Annotated in this window: 13 protein-coding genes and 3 pseudogenes; 10 read left to right on the top strand and 6 right to left on the bottom strand. The window is 60.3% G+C overall.

Annotation, left to right across the window (positions count from 1 at the left end):
* The first annotated feature begins 65 nt into the window (after positions 1-65).
* The 9 genes and pseudogenes from E4P82_RS01065 to E4P82_RS01030 all read left to right on the top strand — a co-directional run bounded on the left by E4P82_RS01065 (position 66) and on the right by E4P82_RS01030 (position 10,139).
* Complete coding sequence (locus tag E4P82_RS01065) at positions 66-1,787, top strand: acyl-CoA dehydrogenase family protein (protein WP_169247170.1); 1,722 nt, start codon at positions 66-68, stop codon at positions 1,785-1,787.
* 15 nt (positions 1,788-1,802) lie between these two features.
* A pseudogene (locus tag E4P82_RS01060) lies at positions 1,803-2,964 on the top strand (MaoC family dehydratase).
* A gap of 334 nt (positions 2,965-3,298) precedes the next feature.
* Positions 3,299-3,619: a hypothetical protein gene (locus E4P82_RS01055; RefSeq protein WP_246327281.1), complete on the top strand. Its 321-nt coding sequence runs from the start codon at positions 3,299-3,301 to the stop codon at positions 3,617-3,619.
* A 212-nt stretch (positions 3,620-3,831) separates the two neighbouring features.
* Positions 3,832-5,835, top strand: coding sequence for a protein meaA (locus tag E4P82_RS01050; protein ID WP_169247169.1), 2,004 nt, complete (start codon positions 3,832-3,834; stop codon positions 5,833-5,835).
* Positions 5,832-6,812, top strand: a complete 981-nt coding sequence (gene meaB, locus E4P82_RS01045) for a methylmalonyl Co-A mutase-associated GTPase MeaB (RefSeq protein ID WP_169247168.1) — start codon at positions 5,832-5,834, stop codon at positions 6,810-6,812. Before E4P82_RS01050 ends, meaB begins: the two co-directional genes overlap by 4 nt.
* A gap of 49 nt (positions 6,813-6,861) precedes the next feature.
* Positions 6,862-8,094 (top strand): annotated as a pseudogene (ccrA, locus tag E4P82_RS01040) (crotonyl-CoA carboxylase/reductase); the annotation flags it as partial.
* A gap of 81 nt (positions 8,095-8,175) precedes the next feature.
* Positions 8,176-8,613 (top strand): CBS domain-containing protein, encoded by a 438-nt coding sequence (locus E4P82_RS21630; protein WP_312913790.1) that lies wholly within the window; start codon positions 8,176-8,178, stop codon positions 8,611-8,613.
* Positions 8,614-8,678: 65 nt separating this feature from the next.
* A complete protein-coding gene (locus tag E4P82_RS01035; protein WP_169247166.1) occupies positions 8,679-9,656 on the top strand; it encodes an NADPH:quinone oxidoreductase family protein in 978 nt (325 codons plus the stop codon).
* Positions 9,657-9,737: 81 nt separating this feature from the next.
* Positions 9,738-10,139 (top strand): hypothetical protein, encoded by a 402-nt coding sequence (locus tag E4P82_RS01030; protein ID WP_169247165.1) that lies wholly within the window; start codon positions 9,738-9,740, stop codon positions 10,137-10,139.
* Between the two features lie 78 nt (positions 10,140-10,217).
* On the opposite strand, the gene E4P82_RS01025 is transcribed toward E4P82_RS01030, so the two are convergent.
* The 6 genes from E4P82_RS01025 to E4P82_RS01000 all read right to left on the bottom strand — a co-directional run bounded on the left by E4P82_RS01025 (position 10,218) and on the right by E4P82_RS01000 (position 15,394).
* A complete protein-coding gene (locus E4P82_RS01025) occupies positions 10,218-11,480 on the bottom strand; it encodes a sodium ion-translocating decarboxylase subunit beta (RefSeq protein WP_169247164.1) in 1,263 nt (420 codons plus the stop codon).
* Between the two features lie 18 nt (positions 11,481-11,498).
* Positions 11,499-11,903: a biotin/lipoyl-containing protein gene (locus tag E4P82_RS01020; RefSeq protein WP_169247163.1), complete on the bottom strand. Its 405-nt coding sequence runs from the start codon at positions 11,901-11,903 to the stop codon at positions 11,499-11,501.
* A gap of 39 nt (positions 11,904-11,942) precedes the next feature.
* On the bottom strand, positions 11,943-12,290 hold the full coding sequence (locus tag E4P82_RS01015) for an OadG family transporter subunit (RefSeq protein ID WP_169247162.1): 348 nt from the start codon (positions 12,288-12,290) through the stop codon (positions 11,943-11,945).
* A 66-nt stretch (positions 12,291-12,356) separates the two neighbouring features.
* Positions 12,357-13,907 (bottom strand): acyl-CoA carboxylase subunit beta, encoded by a 1,551-nt coding sequence (locus E4P82_RS01010; RefSeq protein ID WP_211202985.1) that lies wholly within the window; start codon positions 13,905-13,907, stop codon positions 12,357-12,359.
* A gap of 318 nt (positions 13,908-14,225) precedes the next feature.
* A complete protein-coding gene (locus tag E4P82_RS01005; RefSeq protein ID WP_169247161.1) occupies positions 14,226-14,414 on the bottom strand; it encodes a hypothetical protein in 189 nt (62 codons plus the stop codon).
* Positions 14,411-15,394 (bottom strand): ACP S-malonyltransferase, encoded by a 984-nt coding sequence (locus E4P82_RS01000; RefSeq protein ID WP_169247160.1) that lies wholly within the window; start codon positions 15,392-15,394, stop codon positions 14,411-14,413. The genes E4P82_RS01005 and E4P82_RS01000 overlap by 4 nt, the downstream gene beginning before the upstream one ends.
* A 235-nt stretch (positions 15,395-15,629) precedes the next feature.
* On the opposite strand from E4P82_RS01000, the pseudogene E4P82_RS00995 reads away from it, so the two are divergent.
* A pseudogene (locus E4P82_RS00995) lies at positions 15,630-16,534 on the top strand (bifunctional methylenetetrahydrofolate dehydrogenase/methenyltetrahydrofolate cyclohydrolase).
* Positions 16,535-16,799: the final 265 nt, after the last annotated feature.

Here is a 16,799-nt window from a genome sequence, read left to right as displayed (position 1 = left end):
TTCGCGGTTAGAACTTACTAAATTTATGGTTTTCGCGAATAACCGTCACCAGATGAGGTAAACCCATGTCCGCACCGATCCAGAATCCGGCAGAGCAGTTGCAGCAGGCCGTCCTGGCGCTGAACGCCGTCCAGAAAGCGCTCGACTTCGCGTTGGCGGATCTCAAGGAACGGACCCAGAAAGCCGATGGCAAGGTATCCGCCGCGCTGCTCGACCAACACCAATTGGCGAGCTACGACTTGGCGTTGTCCTGCGCGGAAGTGACCGGTGCCCGCTTCATGCTCGATTACGCCGCGCGCGCGCGCGCGGCCGGTGGCGGTTCGACTAGCGAGGCGATCCTGGAAGAGCGGTTCGCGTTGCTGTTCACCGCCGAGGCTTTACAGGGGGTCCGCAACCGTTTGAGCGCTCGCCCGGCCGATTTCGGCCTGAACGACAACTGGCTGAGCGCCACCGTGGATCATCCGGCGGTGCGGGGGTTCTGTGTGGCGCAACTGCCGGCGGCCACGCTCGCCGACCTGGGGCAGCGGGTACGCAGCCAGGATGGCGTGACCGGCGCCTATCTGTTGGACGATCATCACGAGATGATGCGCGACACCTTCCGCCGGGTGGCCGAGGAAGTGGTGATGCCGCTGGCGGAGGAGATCCACCGCCACGATCTCGACATTCCCGACACCATTCTCGATCAGGTCCGGGAAATGGGTTGCTTTGGCATTTCCATTCCAGAGCGCTTCGGCGGCATTCAGAGCGACGAGCACGAAGACAATCTGGGCATGATCGTGGTGACCGAGGAGCTGACTCGCGGTTCGCTGGGCGCCGCCGGTAGCCTGATTACCCGGCCCGAGATCCTGTCCAAGGCGTTGCTCAAGGGTGGCACCGAGGAGCAGAAAGAGAAATGGCTGCCGCAACTGGCATCCGGCGATCTGCTGTGCGCGGTGGCGGTGACCGAACCCAACTACGGTTCCGACGTGGCCAACATGCGGCTGAAGGCCACCAAGACCGAGGGCGGCTGGCTGCTGAATGGCGCCAAGACGTGGTGCACCTTCGGCGGTAAGGCGGGGGTGCTGCTGATTCTGGCCCGCACCAACCCCGATATTTCCGTTGGCCATCGCGGCCTGTCGATGTTCCTGCTGGAGAAGCCGAGCTATTCCGGTCACGCCTTCGAGTTCACGCAGGAAGGCGGCGGCAAGTTGGGCGGCAAGGCGATTTCCACCATCGGCTATCGCGGGATGCACTCCTTCGACCTGTTCTTCGACAATGTCTTCGTCCCGGACGAAAACATGCTGGGTGGGCCGAAAGGCGAAGGCAAGGGCTTCTATTTCACCATGGCCGGTTTTTCCGGCGGCCGCATTCAAACCGCCGCTCGGGCGATAGGCGTCATGCAGGCGGCCTACGAACGGGCGCTGAGTTACGCCCAGGAACGGGTGGTCTTCGGTTATCCCATCGGTGACTACCAATTGACGCAGGTCAAACTGGCGCGGATGGCGACTTATCTGGCCGTGAGCCGTCAATTCACCTATTCGGTGGGCCGGTTGATGGATCAAGGCAAGGGTGACATGGAAGCCAGCATGGTCAAGTTCTTCACCTGCAAGACCGCCGAATGGGTAACCCGCGAGGCCTTGCAGATTCACGGTGGCATGGGTTACGCCGAGGAAATGCCGGTCAGTCGCTATTTCATCGATGCGCGGGTGCTGTCGATCTTCGAAGGTGCCGAAGAAACCCTGGCCTTGAAGGTCATTGCCCGTTCGCTGGTGGACAATGCCAAGGCCAAGGCGGAAGTGGAGGTTTGAGCCATGAGTTTCTCGATGCGACTGAGCGAACAGGCGGAAGTGGCGGGGTCGGTGGCGGTCAACCTGGAATGGGTGCGCCGGCCGCAATACGGGCGTTATCTGGATGAATTCGTGCCGGGGCAGGTGTTCGTCCATCCGCGCGGCTATACCTTCGAACGTGGGCCGATGTTGGATTTCGCCCGAGTGTTCATGCAGTGCAATCCACTGTATCTGAACCTGGAATACGCCAGGGCACACGGTTTCCAGGATCTGCCGGCCAGTCCGCAGATGGTATTCAACGTGGTGTTGTCGCTGGGTGTGCATAACGACTCCGAGAAAGCCATCGCCAATCTCGGTTATTACAACGTGCAATTCCTGCGGCCGGTCTATCCGGGCGACACCCTGCGCGGTTATACCAAGGTCATGGACCGCAAGGCGCGCGGCGAAGACAAGCCGGGTATCGTGTTGATTCGCACCTTGGGCGTGAATCAGCACAATCAGGTGGTGTTGCAATACGAGCGCAAGATCATGGTTGGTTATCGCGGCGACCGCCTGCCGACCACGCCGGCGCCGACCACGCCGGTCGAATTCCCGTGGGTGGAGCATCCGGTGGTGGATCTGCCGATCAACGCGGGCGGCTATCCCAGTCAGTTGACTGGCCCTAATACTTATTTCGAGGACTTCTCCCTCGGCGATCTGATCATCCATGCCAACGGCCGCACCATCACCGACGAGCACATGGCCTGGACCTATCTGGTCGGTAACACCCATCCGTTGCATTTCGATCGGGTGTACAGCACCGGCTTGTCGGGCAAGATGAGTGGCGAGCCGATTGTGTACGGCGGCTTGGTGTTCGCTTGGCTGGAAGGTTTGGCCAGTCGAGATGTCAGCGAAAACGCGCTGTGGGAGCTGGGCTTCACCGAGGGCTATCACACCCAACCGGCGGTGTCCGGCGACACGGTGGCGGCGCTGTCGCGGGTGGTGGCGACCGAGACCTTAGCCAATAACGATGCCGCCGGCATCGTCACCTTCCAGTTCATTGGCGTGAAGAACATCAGCGCCGCTGCCGCGTTGGAAACCCATGGCGCGGATCTGTTCATCAAGGAGAACGATAAGCAGAAGCTGAGCAAGGAGAAGATCAGCAGCAAGATTTTTTGAGATCGAACGGCGGTTGCTGATTAAGCGACGGCCGGTGTGAGGTGAGGAAGAACCCCTCTCCTGAATTGTGGCGAGGGGTTCTTAGTGGCGTTGTTGCATAATTCAACTATAACATATTGATTTATATGAAATGAATATGATTATTTTTTTTGATCTTTTTATATATTGCTTTATAATCAATATCTTATCGAATTATGCAACAACGCCATTCTTAGTTGATTGGTAGGTGATTTGGATCATGGAAAAAGATGCTCAAAAATTGTATCATTGCATGAACAGCCTAATGATTACGAGTATTGGATTTCAAGGCCGGTAAATGAACGTATAGATGCTATAGAAATCCTTCGTAATCAATATATCGAATTTAGAAAAAGATGTTGAGCCAAGACTTCAAAGAGTTTGTCGAGTTATTAAACAAAAAAGAGGTTGAGTATCTTATTGTCGGTGGTTATGCGGTGGGAATTCATGGTTATCCTCGGTATACCGGTGATTTGGATATATGGATCAATGCAACTCGACAAAATGCCCGCAAAATGGTCGCTGTGCTGACTGAATTTGGTTTTGATTCCTTCGGCTTAACAGAAGAGGATTTCACTAAATCAGGTAATGTCATACAAATGGGCTATCCACCATTTCGTATAGATATCCTCACAACAATTGATGGAGTTAGGTTCAAAGATTGTTACAAAAAATAAAATGGTGGTTTTTACACGACGAGATAACTTTAGATGTGATAGGCATTGAGGATTTGAGAAGGAATAAAAAGGTGAGTGGAAGATTGAAGGATATCGATGATTTGGAAAATTTAAAAGATTCAGATTAATAGACCAGTAATAAAATTTGCTCTCAAAGAATAACAGGGAAGTCAAGAACGTTTGCCCCTACAACAACTCCCACGAGGTGCCCGATGTCCACCCCAATCAAACGCGACAAACCCTGGCTGATGCGGACCTACTCCGGCCATTCTTCCGCCAAGGCATCCAACGAGTTGTACCGCACCAACCTCAGCAAGGGCCAAACCGGCCTGTCGGTCGCTTTCGACCTGCCGACCCAAACCGGCTACGACGCCGATCATCCGCTGGCGCGCGGCGAAGTCGGCAAGGTCGGCGTACCGATCTGCAATATCGGCGACATGGAAGCGTTGTTCGACCAGATCCCGCTCGGTCAGATGAACACCTCCATGACCATCAACGCCACCGCCGCTTGGCTGCTGTCGTTGTACGTCGCGGTAGCCGAGCGGCAGGGCGCAACGCCGGCGCAATTGCAGGGCACCACTCAAAACGACATCCTCAAGGAATACCTATCGCGCGGTACCTACATCTTCCCGCCGCAACCTTCGGTGCGATTGATCACCGACATCATCGCCTACACGGTCAAGAACATCCCCAAATGGAATCCGACTAACATCTGTAGCTACCACTTGCAGGAAGCCGGCGCGACCCCGACCCAGGAACTGGCCTACGCCCTGTCCACGTCCATTGCCATCCTCGACGCGGTTCGCGATTCCGGCCAGATCGGCGCGGAAGGCTTTGAGCAGGTGGTCGGGCGTATTTCCTTCTTCGTCAATGCCGGCATCCGCTTTATTGAGGAAACCTGCAAAATGCGGGCGTTCGGCGAGATGTGGGACCAACTGACCCAGGAACGCTATGGCGTACAGAGCGAGGACATGCGCCGCTTCCGTTATGGCGTGCAGGTCAATTCGCTGGGCCTGACCGAAGCGCAGCCGGAAAATAACGTCCAGCGCATCGTGCTGGAAATGCTCGGCGTCAGCCTGTCCAAGAAAGCCCGCGCTCGTGCCATCCAACTCCCGGCCTGGAACGAGGCGTTGGGTCTGCCGCGTCCGTGGGATCAACAATGGGCGTTGCGGATGCAGCAGGTCTTGGCTTTCGAAACCGACTTGCTGGAATACGGCGACATTTTCGACGGCTCGCCCGTCATCGCCGCCAAGGTCAAGGCGCTGGTCGATGGCGCGACAGCGGAAATGGCTCGGGTTCAAGAGCAGGGCGGGATGGTGCAAGCGATCGAATCCGGCTACGTCAAGCGGCAATTGGTCACCAGTCACACCGAGCGGATGCGCGCCATCGAGCGTGGGGATCTGAAGATCATCGGTCTGAATTGCTACCAGGAAACCGAGGTGTCGCCGCTGACCGGCGGTGTTGACAGCGGCATCATGAAAGTCGATCCGCGCGCCGAGCGCGAACAGATCGAACGGCTCAATGCCTTCCGTGCCCAGCGCAACGATACCGATGTCAAGGCGGCGCTGGCCAATCTGGCCGAGACCGCGCGCGGCGGTTCCAATATCATGCCGGCATCCATTCTATGCGCTCATGCCGGTGTCACCACCGGCGAATGGTCGCAGACTCTGCGCGACATCTTCGGCGAATATCGCGCCCCCACCGGCATCGACATTCCGGCCAACGACGACAGCCGAGGGGCGAAAGCGGTGGCGATTCGCACCGAGGTCACAAAAACCGGCAATGAACTGGGCCGGCCGCTACGTCTGCTGATCGGCAAGCCGGGTCTGGACGGTCACAGCAATGGGGCGGAACAGATTGCCGTCAAGGGCCGCGATGTTGGCTTCGAGATCGTCTACGAAGGCATCCGCCTGACTCCCGAACAAATCGCCAAGGCAGCGCTGGAAGAGGGCGTGCATCTGATCGGCCTGTCGGTACTGTCCGGCAGCCATGTGGAGATGGTGGAGGACGTCTTCAACCGGTTGAGCGAGGTCGGGTTGAAGAATCTGCCGGTGGTGATCGGCGGCATTATTCCCGAGAGCGATGCTAAGCTGCTGAAAGAGCGCGGTATCTCGGCGGTCTACACGCCCAAGGATATCGATATGAATGGCATCATGGTGGATATTCTCAACCTGATCCGTAAAAACCACGACCTGCGACCGGTCACGGTGGCATGATCCCGGCGCTTCCCGACCCAACGGCGTTGGCATCTGCGGTCAGCGCCCGAGACCGGTTGGCGTTGGCCCAGGCATTGAATCTACTGGACGACCGGCGGCCGGCGGCTCGCCAGTGCGCGGCGGCTTTTCTGGACGCACTGCCTGCGGAGAAGCTGGATACCGGTGGCCATCTGATCGGTATCACCGGTCCGCCGGGCGCAGGTAAATCCTCGCTGACCGCCGCCCTGATCCAGGTCTGGCGGCGACGCGGCTTGAAGGTCGCCATCCTGGCGGTGGACCCATCCAGCCCGATCAGCGGCGGCGCGCTGTTGGGCGATCGGCTGCGGATGCACGCCAGCGGCGCCGACCGCGAGGTGTTCATCCGTTCGCTGGCCTGTCGCGGCGAGTTTGGTGGCCTCAGCGCCGAGGTTTGGCCGATGAGTCTGGCGATGCTGGCGGCGTTCGATATCGTGCTGGTGGAGACGGTGGGGGTCGGGCAGAAAGAGATCGACGTGTCCAAGATGACCGACACCACCTGCTTCGTCGCCCAGCCGGCTTCCGGCGACAGCATTCAGTTTCTCAAGGCCGGCATCATGGAAGTGCCGCATGTGATCGTGGTCAACAAGGAAGACATCGGCATGGCCGCGCGCAAAACCTTATCCGAATTGAAAACCACGCTGGGACGACGAACCGATGCCGAAGGCTGGCAGGCGCCGGCTTTATCGGCCAGCGCCGCATTGGGCAGTGGCATCGAATCACTGGCCGACGCCCTGGACGGGCACCGGCGCTGGCTACTGGAGCGAGGACAATTCACCGCTCGCCGCCAGCGCTGTCAGGCGGAATGGCTGGTCAAGCACTTGCGCGAAGAATTCGGCCGCCATGGCATCGGTCTGCTGGGTGGCGAAAGCGCCCTGTTCACGGAATTGACCCACTCGCCGCGTCGCTCGCCGATCGCCGCTTATGAAGATTTGCGCGTTCGAGTGGTTTCTGGTTTCTGATGATTCGATCTTCGAACAAACAACCCCAACAGAGAGGAATACAGCAAACATGGCCAAAGAACTATACGACTTAGGTGAAATGCCTCCCTTGGGTGAAATTCCCGAAAAGATGCACGCCTGGCTGATCCGGGCGGAACGGTTTGGCAAGCCGACCGAAGCGTTCCAGCAGGAAGTGGTGAATGTCCCGCCGATCGCCGACGACGAAGTACTGGTCTACGTCATGGCGGCCGGCATCAACTACAACAACGTCTGGGCCGGACTCGGTATTCCAGTCAACGTCATCGGCGCCCGCAACAAAGCCGGCGAACCCGAAGACTTCCACATCGGCGGCAGCGACGCCTCCGGCATCGTCTACAAAGTCGGTAAGGACGTGACCAACGTCCAGGTGGGCGACGAAGTCGTGATGCACTGCGGCCAATACAGCCGCGACTGTGCTTGGGTCAAGAGCGGCGGTGATCCCATGTACTCGCCGACCTTCCGCATCTGGGGTTACGAAACCAACTGGGGCAGCTTCGCCCAATTCACCAAGGTCCAGGCCCAGCAATGCATGCCCAAGCCCAAGCACATGAACTGGGAAGAAGCCGCATCCTACACCCTGGTTGCGGCCACCGCCTGGCGCATGCTGCACGGCTGGGGCGCCAACGCCATCAAGAAAGGGGATGTCGCCTTGATCTGGGGCGGCGCCGGTGGCCTGGGATCCATGGCCATTCAAATCGTCAAAGCCGCTGGAGCGACCTCGGTGGCCATGGTCTCCGGCGAAGACAAATTCGACTACTGCATGAAGCTCGGCGCCAAAGGCTGCATCAACCGCAACGAATTCGACCACTGGGGCATGTTGCCGCACTGGAAGGACAATGCCGGTTACGCCAAATGGATGAAAGGCGTGCGAGCCTTCGGCGCCAAGATCTGGGAAGTGCTGGGCGAAAAGCGGGCGCCCAACCTGGTGTTCGAGCATCCGGGCGAAACCACCATTCCCACCTCGATCTTCGTCTGCGAAACTGGCGGCATGGTCGTGGTCTGCGCCGGCACCACCGGTTACAACGCCACGGTCGATCTGCGCTACCTGTGGATGCGGCAAAAACGGTTGCAAGGCTCGCACTTCGCCAACACCGAGCAATCCAATCAGATGAACGAACTGGCGCTGCGCGGCCTGCTCGATCCCTGCCTATCGCGGGCCTTCACTTACGAGGAAATCCCGGTCGCTCATCAACTGATGTACGAAAACAAGCATCCTCACGGCAACATGGCGGTGCTGGTCGGCGCGACTGAATTTGGCCAGGGCGCCAGCGGCCAACCGCCGGTCGCCATTGTGCATCCCACTCTGCCCAAGGGCGATGTGCATACCACGCCGCATCCTTACCCGATGTCCGAACCCCTGCCCAGCATCGCCGAGGCCGAAGCCATCACCATCGCCGACGACGGCACGAGAGTGAAAGACTTGATGCATCGCGGCATCATCGCCTGCGCGCCCGACGACACCATCGCCCAGGTGGCGAAGCTGATGATCGACAAGGAGATCCACGCCGTGGTGGTCATGGATGGAGGTAAGGCGACCGGCGTGGTGTCGCAAACCGATCTGGTGCTGGCCCGCCAGGGCCGCAGTCCCGAGGAAGCGCGGGCCTTGTTGGCCGGCGCCATCATGACGCCCGGTTGCGCCACTTGCGATGCGGAAATGCTCTTGAGCGAGGCGGTCAGCCTGATGACCAGTCGGCGCATGCATCGCTTGGTGGTCACCGAAAACGATCAGCCCACCGGCGTGATCTCCATGACCGACGTGGTCCGTAAACTCATCGGGGCGTAAACCGACGAAAAACGGGGGCGCGTCGGCGCCCCCGTTTTTTTTCTGGAACGGTTTGGGAGCCGACCATGAAAGCCATTGTTTGCCATGAATTGACTGGACCCGCCGCGCTGCGGTTGGAGGACGTGCCGGAGCCGCGTCCCGGTTCCGGTCAGGTACGGATACGAGTGCGGGCCTGTGGGGTCAATTTCGCCGATAGTCTGATCACCCGCGGCCAATATCAAGCGCAGCCAAAGCCGCCGTTCAGCCCCGGTTTCGAGGTGGCGGGCGAGGTGCTGGAGTTGGGCGCCGGAGTCGAAGGGTTGGCGGTCGGCGACCGGGTCATCGCCATGACGCCTCATGGGGGTTATGCCGAGCAGGTGGTGGCGAGCGCCAGCCGCTGCGTGGCCATGCCGGCGGCGATGCCGGATGCGCATGGCGCGGCATTTCCAGTGGTGTTCGGCACCTCGCATATGGCGTTGTGGCATCGGGCGCGCTTGCAAGCCGGCGAGACGCTGGTGGTGCATGGTGCCGGTGGTGGGGTGGGATTGACAGCGGTGGCCATCGGCAAGCGGCTGGGCGCGACGGTCATCGCCACCGCCAGCGGTACTGAAAAACTGGCGGTGGCGGCCGAACACGGGGCGGACCATTTGATCGATGTCGGCCGCGAGGACGTACGAGCGCGGATCAAGGAGCTGACCGATGGCCGTGGCGCGGATGTGGTGTACGATCCGGTCGGCGGCGAGTTGTTCACCGCCTCGCTGCGCAGCATTGCTTTCGAGGGACGGATTCTGGTCATTGGTTTTGCCGGCGGCACCGTGCCGCAGATCCCCGCCAATCATTTGCTGGTCAAGAACGTCGATGTCATCGGTCTCAATTGGCCGGCCTACGCCGAGCTCAACCCACGAGTGATGACGGAAAGCTTCCAGATTCTTCTGCAGTGGTATCTGGAGGGAGCGCTCCAGCCTTACGTGTCGGCGATCTATGCCCTGGATCGGGCGACCGACGCCCTGGATCGGGTGGTCGCGCGCAAGTCCACCGGCAAGGTGGTCATCAGTGTGGATTGAACGCGCGTGAAGGCGGAATCAATTGAACTGACCATTCGGCATTTAGGTCGGGTGACCCGAGCGACGGGGCGGGGTGATGACGTGCGATTCAAAAAATTCCGCGCGGCCTTGCTGCTGAAGGGGTTTACGGTTACCAGTGAACGGGATGATCGGCTGGATTTGCGGCGACGGGCTTATCTGCTACAAGACGATTGGCCGATGAAAGTATCCGTTCGCCGTGACGGAAACCGCTTCGAGGTCGATTACTGCTTGTTCATTCCCTGGGGATGGATTGCGGGACTGAGTGTGTTCACTTGGTTGGCCTTGCCTTTCGCCGGGTTCCAGAATGCGGGTTTGGCGTTCGTGTTGGCGTTGCTGGTTACGGCACTGGCCATCTACAAGCAGAAATTCGATTGCCGATCCGATGCCCGGTTCTGGCAGCAGCGTTCCAGGCAGCGTTGGGGCGAAATCATGGAACGGCTACTGCAGGAAGCGTTCGAGTAGCCACTATGATCGAGCGACGGAGGGAAGCCGGAAATGGAAAGCGGCGGGCTGCATCCAGGCTGCCCGCCGGGTTGGGAATCAACCTTTCGGCAACAGCAGGGCGATGAAGGTCGCCGCGAAGATGGCGCTGGTGATGACGCCACTGATGCTTGCGCCAAGCGCGTGCGGCAGGACGACAACACCGGGTCCGACCGATTTCTGCGCTACCTTGGCGCAGGTGGGCACGCAGCTCACCCCGGCGATGCCGGTCACCGGGTTGTACTTCTTACCGGACAGATAGTACATCGCATAACCGCCCAGAATACCGCCAATGCCGGAAATCAGCAGTGCCAGAATGCCCAGCACCAGCAGTTTCAATACCACCGGATTCAGGATGGTGCCGGCTTCGCACAGAACTCCCAGCAGCAGCCCCAGAAAGAATGTCGCGCTGTACAACACCGTGTTCGAGAACAGTTCAAAGAAGTAGGTGAGTTCGCTTTCACGAACCACCACGCCGATAAACAGCGACAGGAACAGCGGCGAGGCGACCGGAAACAACAGGCTGAGCAGTACGCAGGCGATCACGGCGAACACCAGCTTTTGGTTGGACGTGATCGGCTTGGTCTTCTCCATCGGCATGGGCAGGCGACGTAGCCGTTCGGGGATCAGCAGCTTGATCAGGTACGGATACCCGCCGTAGGTCAGCCCCAGATACAGATAGGCCACCACAGTGATCGGCACGAATAGATCCCGCGCCAACTGCAGCGAAGTAAACAGCACCATGGGTCCGTCGGCGCCGCCGATGGTCGATACTGCCGCCGCCTGACCGGGCGTCAGACCCAGCGCCACGGCGATCGGGAACACGAAGACTGTACCCAGCTCCGCGAACAGGGCGACGAACATGCTCTGGAACGGACGGGCCATCACGAAGCCCACGTCCAGCAGGGAGCCGATGCCCATGAACACTAGGCAGGCGATCAGACCGTTGCTGAACATGAAGGTGTAGATCGGTTGCAGCCAGTTGATCTGGAGGATGTTCACCAGCGCGGTGGTATCCGAGGCCAGCGGCGCGACGAACAGCGTGCCGGGCATCTGCTGCGCCGCTTGGCCGGCGACGACGTTCATGCCGGTTGCCGGGTCGTAGGCGGAGAAGAACATCACCCCCGCATTAATGGTGGCCATGCCCAAGCCCATCGGGATCATCAGCAGGGCTTCCAGTACCCCTTTGCGGCCCAGATAGAGCAACACAACCCCCAACGCCATCAGAAAGATACGGCCGAAGGCGATCTTGGGGTCGGTGGAAAAGCCTTGAACCAGGGTGCTAATGCCCTGGAAGATATCAAGTACATTGAGGGATTCCATAACGGAACACTCCCGGCCTTAGCCAATGCTCAGCAATACCTGCCCCGCATCCACCGGATCTCCCGGCTTGACCGCGATGCTGGTCACCTTACCGCCGCGTTGGGCGACCACATGGGTAACCATCTTCATGGCTTCCAGCGAGATCAGTTTATCGCCCTCGTTGACCACCTGCCCGACGCTGACGTGCACCGTCTGCACGACGCCGCCCAGCGGCGCGACTTCGTCGCCCGGGCCTGCCGCCGCCGCTGCCGGGGAGGCGGATGCCGCCGGTGCGGGGGCGGTGGGGACTGGCGCCGCCGGTTGCGGGGCAATGTTCATGCTGCCCGGTTCCGGATAAATACCTTGAGTGCCGCCGGTGGTGATGTCCTCGACCGCGACGATGTACTGCTTGCCTTCGACGGTGATGCGAAATTTCTTTTCCATTTTGGGTACGCTCGCAAGGGAAGAAAAAAAACGATGAATTCAGGGCTTGTGCGGGGTGTGGGACGTGTGATGGACCGTGCGCGCCTCGGCGGTCCAACTGTAGCCGCGTCCCGGCGTTTCGATGTGTACGATACGGTGGGCACCGAGCATGGCGGCTATCGTCGCGGTAATCACGGCCAGGTGTTCCTGTGGCACGCCCTCAACAACCGCCGGTTGCAAGGCCGGCGCGGGTTTGGCCGGCGCCTTGGGTGCCTCCTGAGCCGGGCTGCGCGACAGTGCCCAGACGATGCCGCGGATGACCACGGCGACCAACATCGAGACGACGATCACGATGCCGTAGATCACGAAGATGTCGCCAATGGCGTCCATCGTGGTGTAGGTCTTCATCGGTGGATTCCCGTTAAGTTGGGTTGTGGCGGTCCGAACCGGCCCGAGCCGGTTGTCGGACAGGGTTCAGAGCGGGATGCAACCATGCTTCTTGGACGGGCGCAATTCACGTTTGCTCAGCAACTTGCGCAGCGACAAGGCGATGGTGGCCCGGGTGTCGGCGGGCTCGATCACATCGGTGATGTAGCCGCGCGAGGCTGACATATAGGGCGAGGCGAACTTGGCCCGGTATTCGGCCGCCAGTTCGGTTGCCTTGGCCTTGCGGTCCTCGGCGGCCTTGAGTTCGCCGCGGTAGAGGATGTTGACCGCGCCTTCCGCGCCCATCACCGCGATTTCGGCGGTTGGCCAGGCAAATACCAGATCGGCGCCCATCTCTTGGGCGCACATGGCCAGGTAGGAACCGCCATAAGCCTTGCGCAGGATGATGGTGATCTTGGGCACGGTGGCCGATGCGTAGGTGTAGAGCATCTTGGCGCCATGGCGAATGATGCCGCCGCGCTCCTGTTCGATGCCGGGCAGGAAGCCGGGCACATCCACCAGCGTCACCAGCGGGATGTTGAAGGCATTGCAGAAACGGATGAATCGGGCGCCCTTGTCGGAAGCGTCGATGTCCATCGCTCCGGCCCTGACCAGCGACTGATTGGCGAGGATGCCGACCACGGTACCCTGAATGCGGGCGAAGCCCACCACGATGTTACCGGCCCAGCCCGCATGGACTTCCAGGAATTGGCCGTTATCGACCAGTCGCTTGATGATGGGTTGCACGTCCATGGGTTCCGAGGACGTATCGGGGATCAGGTCGTTGATGCCTTCGTCCGAAGACAGATCGAGGTCAGGGTAGGGTTGATGCGGTGGATCCTCGGTATTGTTAGACGGCATGTAGCTCAACAACGCCTTGGCGATCTGGATGGCATGGCGATCATCATCGGCGACGAAGTGGACGTTGCCGCTGACCGTGGCGTGCATCTGGGCGCTGCCGACCTCGTCCAGGCTGGTGGTGCGGCCGGTGACCGCCTTGATCACCTCCGGGCCGGTGATGAACATGTAGGCGTTCTGCTTGGTCATGATGATGAAATCCATCAGCGCCGGCGAATACGACGCGCCGCCGGCGCAAGGGCCGGCGATGATGGCGATCTGTGGCACGACGCCCGATAGCAGGACGTTGTTGTAGAACACCTCGCCGTAACCGGACAGTGCGTCCACCGCTTCCTGGATGCGGGCGCCGGCGGAATCCTTGAAGGCGACCACGGGAGCGCCGATTTTCAGGGCCAGTTGCATGGATTGCACGATCTTCTTGGCGTGCATCTTCCCCAGCGTGCCGCCCATCACCGTGAAGTCCTGGCTGAACGCCGCGACCGGCCGGCCATCCACGAACCCGGTACCGACGATCACCCCGTCGGAAGGGAGTTCCTTGTCGGCCAGGCCAAAGTGCTTGGCGGCGTGCTTGGCATGGGTGGCGATTTCCTGGAAGGTGTCCGGTTGGAACAGGGCCAGCAGCCGCTCGCGGGCGCCCATCAATCCCTTGGCGTGCCGTTCCTGGAGTTTGTCCTCGCCACCGCCCGCTAGGACCTTGGCGCGGCGTTCCCGCAAAATATCGAGCTGTTTCTCGGAGAGCATGATCCTCACCTCACATGGTGTTCGAGTTGGTCGGCAAACGGACAAGCAACAAACTTTCCCCCACTGGCCCGCATACGGGGAAGCAGGCTGACTTATGGATTTATAGGTGCGGGGGAACAATGATTTCAGCGGAGCGGTAAACGATGGGCGGAAAGGGTAACGCCCACCTATACCAGACCACCATTCTCAACTTCTGCCTAAGGGTAGCCGAAATCCGAATAAACGCGATAGCCGTCCATGGGCTTTTGCGAAAGGTCATGGACATCGGCGTGATCCTTTTGTCCCCGGAAAATGCGGGCGGAGCACGCTGGGGCACAGTTAGACCAGAGGTTCGGTGGTTTTGCGGTCCTTGGTCAGCGGTTCGGAGTCGGGTGTCGGTTGGGTGGAGGCCACGGTATCCTCCGCGATGTACCGAATCAGTTCGCTGCGGCGGTGGACGCGCTTCATCGCTTCCTGGCCGAGGAGGCGGCGGGTACGTTGGGCGTGGGCGGCGGCGCGGTGCATCATGATTGCAGGGCCATTGCGGTTTCCCGCAAGGTCTGGCTGTTGATGGCGGCGTGGTAGTGGGCACTGAAGTCGGAGCCGCGCAGCGCTTTCTTGATCATGCTTTCCAGGTTGGGGCGCTTGTCCTCCGGCGCGGCGCCGGTGCCCAGCCCACCGCCGAATTCGACGATCGTGGTGATACCGTCATGGAAGGCGGCTTCCAGGTTGTCGATCCAGTGGACCGGATGGAACAGTTGGAAGAACAGCCGGGTCTTGATGGCGGCGGGGTCGGGATCGTGATAGGTGCCGGTATAGTTGGACAGCACGCGGACGGTCGGCGCGCTCATTTCGGCGGCGTCCAGGACCGGGCGGAAGTGCAGGGCGGCGGTGATCATATGGAAGGTGTGGAAGGCGCCTTCGGTCTTCAACCGGGTCGGTCGCTTGCGCGGGAATTGGGCGTGGGCCTCGGTGGTCAGTCGGTCCAGATCGTCGGTGAGACCGCCGACCACGGTCTGGTCGAGCAGGTTGCGGGCGGAAATGACGCAGTAATGCTTCTCCGCCAATGGGTGGATATTGTCGAGGTGCAATGGGAAGGCCAACATTTCCCCGGCACCGTAAGTACCCATGAACTCTCCCCGTTTCCGCACCAACTCCAGGGCGGTTTCGAAGCTCAGGGTGCCGGCGGCGACCAGGGCGCAATATTCGCCGAGGCTATGGCCGGCGGTCAGGACCGGTTGTACTTGGTTGTCGGTCAGTTCGCGGAAGATTTCCAGGCAAGCCAGCGAGTGGACCAGCAGGGCGGGTTGGGTATGGCGGGTCAGCCGCAGATCGTCTTCTGGCCCCTCCAGGCAGAGTTTGAGGAGGTCGTAACCGAGGATATCGTTGGCCTGCTGGTAAAGCCGTTGGGCCACCGGAAAATCGCGGATCAGGTCGCTGCCCATCCCGACATACTGGGAACCTTGCCCCGGAAACACGAACATGATTTGCTGGTCCTGACTCGACACGACTGCTGCGCTCCTGTGGGGAGGTGTTGAAACAAGCCGGCAAAGATACGGTGAAGCGCCGGACAAGGCAAGGTGTTTTCAATCGGGATGGACGCATGGAAAGTGCGATATTACCGGTTCGAAATTCACTGCCGGGGACGGCGCCGGTCCAGCCTCGACGCGCGTTTCGTGCCATGCCGGAGCCAGTTGCGTTTGTAGTAACATGGCAAAAAATTCAGAGGATCGCGAGGAACTCATGGCCAAGGCCACTATCATCGACGGCAAGCATTTCGCCACCCGTTTACGCGTCGGCATTGCCGCCCAGGTCGCCCGACTCAAGGCAGACCACGACCTGACTCCAGGCTTGGCGGTGGTATTGGTGGGCGAAGACCCCGCCAGTCAGATTTATGTCCGCAACAAGGGCTTGCAGGCACGGGACGCGGGCATGAATTCCTTCGAGTACCGTTTGCCGGCCGACACGAGTCAGACCGAGCTGCTGGCGCGCATCGTCGAATTGAACCGGGATCCGACGGTCAACGGCATTCTGGTGCAACTGCCGCTGCCGAGGCAGATCGACCCGGAGGCGGTGATCGAGACGATCGCCGTGGAAAAGGATGTGGACGGATTTCATCCGTTCAATGCGGGGCTGTTGGCGGTGGGGGGAGCCGGGGATGGTGCCGGTGTACGCCGCTGGGGTGTTTGATGATGCTGAAGCATTTTGCCGGTGAACTGGCGGGTCAACGGGCCTTGGTGCTGGGGCGATCCAACATTGTCGGCAAACCCATGGCGGCGCTGCTGCTGCGGGAACATTGCACGGTGACCATCGCCCATTCCCGCACTCGCGATCTGGCCGAAGAGTGCCGGCGAGCCGATGTTCTGGTCGCGGCGACCGGCCGAGCGCACATGGTCAAGGGCGACTGGATCAGGCCGGGCGCGACCGTGATCGATGTCGGTATCAATCGCATCCCCACGCCGGATGGCAAGGGGCGGCTGGTGGGTGATGTGGACTTCGATTCGGCGGTTGCGGTGGCCGGCGCCATCACGCCGGTGCCGGGCGGGGTCGGTCCGATGACCATCGCTTGTCTGCTGCTGAATACCCTGACCGCCACTTGTCGGCAACATGGCTTGCCAGTACCCGAAGTTGGCCCAGCGGCGGAGTAGATGCTGCTCTTGCTTTTGGTTCCGGTATCTCCGCGCCTTCTTCAAGACGTGGAGAGCGAGGAAGGTTCAGGCAAGGCGTCCGGTGACTTTCGATATTCTGCCGCCATCATTCGGTCTGGCCTCGTTCGTGTAGGGGCCACCGTCGGCCGGGCTGAGAATCTTGCCGCTGGTTTACCCATCGCCCGCTTTTTTTTGAACCCCACGGAATACGTATCCCCGCCAGTGGGTTATCCTTCGGTTTGTCCTTGCGCTTGCCGCGGGTTCG

This window comes from Candidatus Competibacter phosphatis (assembly GCF_012939995.1).
Taxonomy (GTDB): Bacteria; Pseudomonadota; Gammaproteobacteria; order Competibacterales; family Competibacteraceae; genus Competibacter; species Competibacter phosphatis.
The sequence above is the reverse complement of the archived record's forward strand: the minus strand, read 5'-3'. Positions and strand labels throughout refer to the sequence as shown.